We start from the raw sequence: 3,395 nt of genomic DNA, 5'->3' as shown, positions 1-3,395 counted from the left end.
CAGAAAATTGCTGCCTATAGCTAAACTGACTTAGATTTACCGACAATTTGAAAAACCGTCATCCCGCTACGTGTTAGCGGCTGAGATACCGCGGCGGTATGACGGTTCGCACCATCACACTTTGGAACCTTACAGATATTGAGCAAATCCAATAATATCCTTGATTTCTTTTATATTATGGGTTGCAATTTCTGCTGCTTTCTTTGTGCCTTTTTTTAATATTTCATGTAAATGGAATTGGTCTTTTAAAAGATCATTCATTTTCTCACGTATGGGTGATATAACACTGATAATTAAATCAGCTAACTCTTTTTTGAAGTGCTTCATGTCATGTTTGTTCACTTCTTCACATACTTTTTCCGCATTTACATTACTGAGCACTGAATAAATGTTTATCAAATTGCTTATTTCTGGTCGGCACTTTAAAGTAGCAAAGCCTAGAATTGAATCTGTTTTTGCTTTTTCTATTTTTTTGACAATTAAGTCATCCGTATCATCAAGGTTAATGCACGAATGTTCTGAAGGATCAGATTTACTCATCTTGCTTGTGCCATCCCTTAAGCTCATTATTCTTGATGTGCAATCCAAAGTTAAGATTTCAGGTACGATGAAATAATCCAGCTTATAATGATTGTTAAAAGCTGATGCAATATCACGTGCAAGCTCCAAATGCTGTTTTTGATCATCACCAACAGGAACGTATTTAGTTTGATACAACAATATATCTGCAGCCATAAGTACTGGATAACTATATAATCCAAGAGAGGCTTTTTGTTTATCGCTGCCAGCTTTATCTTTAAATTGAGTCATGCGATTAAGCCAACCAATTGGTGTATAGCATCCAAGCATCCAGCCCAGTTCTGTATGACCACTAACTGTGGACTGACTAAAAATAATGGACTTTTCTGGATCTATTCCGCATGCAATATAAGCTGCTGCTGTTTTGAAAATATTACTTTTTAATTCACTTGCGGGAAGCTTATTTGCTGTGATTGCGTGTAGGTCGACAACACAAAAAAGAGATTTGTATTTATCCTGTAAGTCTATCCACTGTTTGATTGCACCAAGATAATTACCTAAATGTAGTACGCCACTTGGCTGGATACCTGAAAAGACAATACTTGTCATTATACATTTACCTCATGCTAATCGCTTCCACAATCAGCAGATTTCTTAGAAAGAATAACCATTGCAGGACGGAGCAACCTATTTTTGATAGTATAACCAGTTTGTAGTACTTCTACAATGGTGCCAGGCTTTTTTTCATTGTCTTCTCTTTCCACAACAGCTTGGTGTAAATTACTATCAAAAAGCTCACCAAGTGGATCTACTTCCTCTATTCCATGTTTTTTTAGATCATTTATAATTTTTTGATAAGCTACTTTAATCCCCTCATGAACGGGATCACCGTCTTTCAAAATTTCCATTACTCTTTTTAAATTGTCGCACGAGTCGATCATATCACGTGCAAGTTTTGTGACTGCGTAGTCACTTGCATCGCTAATTTGCTTTTGCATTATACGTTTGACGTTTTCATTATCTGCAACAGCACGGCGTAAATGATCTTCAAGCTGAACTGCACGTTCTTTTAATGTATTGAGATCTTCATTTAAATCATCAGTTTGCTTATGGTTATCACTTTGTTGGTCGTCACCTTTCTGCCTACTTACCATATCAGCAAACTTCTTCTTTTTCTCCTTACTGCTATCTGACATATCATTACCCTTAAGAATCTAATAAGTATATAACAATTAATCTGAAAATATCAAGCGCCAGCTACATTCGTCTTTCTATGCTCGCATTTAAAAAGTTAATTAAAGTAGTTTTATAAAAAGAATCAGAAAAAGTACTAATATCATTTTGTGCCATATTAATGTAGTGCCTAGCTTTTTCCATAGAAAGCTGAATGGCATTATGGTGATTAATGTAGTGTAATGCTTGGTCAAAATTGTGTCTAGCTGAAGAAAAGCATTTTTCCCAGAATGTTTGCTCTGCTGGACTGCCCTTTTCGTATGCTATAATAGCAGGTAAGGTGACTTTACCTTCGAAAAAGTCTTTTCCGACTTGTTTTCCAGAAGTGCCTTGATTAGCAGTATAATCGAGCATATCATCAACTATTTGAAATGCCATACCAAAATTAAAACCAAAATTCTTTAGCCTCTCTGTTTCGTCATTTGTTGCACCAGATACTGTTGATGCAGCTTCACAGCATGCAGAAAATAAAGATGCTGTCTTTTCTCCAATGATATCAAAATAATTTTCCCTGACTGTGTGGGGGTCAAAGCGTGCTGTCATCTGCTTTATTTCACCCTTCACAAGTAAATGCGATGCCTTAGATAAAATAGAGAGAATATTTAAATTTCCACACTCTATAAGCCATCTAAATGCTAGAGTCAACAATAGATCACCAACTAAAATGCTTGATTTATTTCCCCAAATCTTATTCGCTGTTTTAACTCCATGGCGTGCCTCACTTTCATCGAGCACATCATCATGAAGTAAAGTAGCATTGTGTATAAACTCTACCGATGCAGCAACGTTGATCCTGTTCTCCCCAGAATAGTTTAGCATTTTACATATAATAAAAACTAGTTTAGGCCTTATTTTTTTTCCACCTGACCTAACAAGATGAGATATAATATCAGTAGCAAGCTTAGCATCTTCATCGTTGACATTTTTGAAGACAAAGCCATTCATAGCTGACAAATCAGAAGATACAATATCGTCTGATTTATCGCTGTTTGTTAAATCAGTATTTAGCATTTTAAGAGACTTATGCCTCTTGCCCTTGTGCTTTCTCGTTCTCTACTTTCTTCTTTTCTGTTTTCTGTGGTTCTGTTTCTAAAGTTACTATGCCTTTTTTGATAAACCACAGTACTCTTTCAGTTGCCTGCGCGCCTACACTTAGCCAATGTTTTAATCTATCAGCTTTCACCACAACACGATTTTTATTGTCTTTTGGTAACATTGGATCATATTGTCCTATTTTCTCGATAAAACGCCCATCTCTTGGTGCTCGTGAATCGGCTACAACTATCCTATAAAAAGGGCGTTTCTTTGCGCCAAACCTCGCCAACCTTATTTTAACTGCCATGTTAACCTTTATTCACATATTAGCCACAATTTTATACAATGAGCCGTTTTAAGTCAAATGAATTATACAACTTTTGCACCTTATAATATAATTACCAATAATGTAGGGCAGTGCCGGGTGCACAGCTATACGAAAATTCATTTGTGAAGGTAAATTGCACAGCAAATGGTGTCATTCCAGTGCTTGACACTGGAATGGCTTTGTTGCATAGCAACTGAAAAAATCTGGTGGCTACTGACAAAATTCATTATAAAATAGCCATTTAACCTTGAAAGAAAAAATATGCCACAAAAAATGAGGG

At 36.1% G+C, this 3,395-nt stretch carries 4 protein-coding genes; all 4 read right to left on the bottom strand.

Annotation, left to right across the window (positions count from 1 at the left end; translation table 11 throughout):
- Nucleotides 1-129: 129 nt before the first annotated feature.
- On the bottom strand, nucleotides 130-1,128 hold the full coding sequence (gene trpS, locus OZD61_RS03820) for a tryptophan--tRNA ligase (protein WP_274979918.1): 999 nt from the start codon (nucleotides 1,126-1,128) through the stop codon (nucleotides 130-132).
- 17 nt (nucleotides 1,129-1,145) lie between these two features.
- Nucleotides 1,146-1,715 carry a nucleotide exchange factor GrpE gene (locus OZD61_RS03815; RefSeq protein ID WP_012673267.1) on the bottom strand — a complete coding sequence of 190 codons (570 nt, stop codon included), beginning with the start codon at nucleotides 1,713-1,715 and terminating at the stop codon, nucleotides 1,146-1,148.
- Nucleotides 1,716-1,776: 61 nt separating this feature from the next.
- On the bottom strand, nucleotides 1,777-2,763 hold the full coding sequence (locus tag OZD61_RS03810; RefSeq protein ID WP_274979917.1) for a polyprenyl synthetase family protein: 987 nt from the start codon (nucleotides 2,761-2,763) through the stop codon (nucleotides 1,777-1,779).
- Nucleotides 2,764-2,773: 10 nt separating this feature from the next.
- The gene (gene rpsP, locus OZD61_RS03805; protein ID WP_274979916.1) at nucleotides 2,774-3,094 is read right to left on the bottom strand and encodes a 30S ribosomal protein S16; all 321 of its coding nucleotides are present in this window, start codon (nucleotides 3,092-3,094) and stop codon (nucleotides 2,774-2,776) included.
- Nucleotides 3,095-3,395: the final 301 nt, after the last annotated feature.

Source organism: Wolbachia endosymbiont of Drosophila bocki, assembly GCF_028982005.1.
In the GTDB taxonomy this organism is placed as follows: domain Bacteria; phylum Pseudomonadota; class Alphaproteobacteria; order Rickettsiales; family Anaplasmataceae; genus Wolbachia; species Wolbachia pipientis.
Note: the sequence above shows the minus strand (reverse complement) of the source record. Positions and strands in the feature narration are given on the sequence as shown.